This is a genomic window from Tamlana crocina (assembly GCF_012037625.1).
This window is the reverse complement of record NZ_JAAVJS010000211.1, coordinates 1-469: the sequence shown is the minus strand read 5'-3', so window position 1 is coordinate 469 and position 469 is coordinate 1. Positions and strand designations below refer to the sequence as shown.

General features: G+C 41.4%; 1 protein-coding gene. It reads right to left on the bottom strand.

Annotation, left to right across the window (positions count from 1 at the left end):
- Positions 1 to 469: FAD-dependent oxidoreductase (locus tag HC176_RS16365; RefSeq protein ID WP_209309759.1), on the bottom strand; the 469-nt coding region annotated here is incomplete at both ends.

The following is a 469-nucleotide window of genomic DNA, read 5'->3' as shown; positions in this document are numbered from 1 at the left end:
CCATCTTTTGAAGACGCTGTTCAGAAGCCAAACCTATTTGATAAGACTTTTCAGTCAGTCTAAAGTCGGCATTATCCTGGCGTAGCAAAGTTCTGTATTCTGCTCTCGAAGTGAACATTCGGTAAGGTTCTTCTGTGCCTTTTGTGATAAGGTCATCGATCAAAACGCCTATATAAGCTTCGCTTCTTTGCAGTACAAATTCTTCTTTTTCCTGTACTTTCAAAGCGGCATTTATGCCTGCCATTAATCCCTGGGAACCGGCTTCTTCATAACCGGTTGTTCCGTTGATCTGTCCGGCAAAATAAAGTCCGTCCACCAGTTTTGTTTCCAATGTATGTCTTAATTGTGTTGGTGGAAAATAATCGTATTCAATAGCATAACCGGGCCTGAAGAATTTTACATTTTCAAAACCTGCAACAGATCTCAATGCTCTAAACTGAACATCTTCCGGAAGGGAAGTAGAGAACCC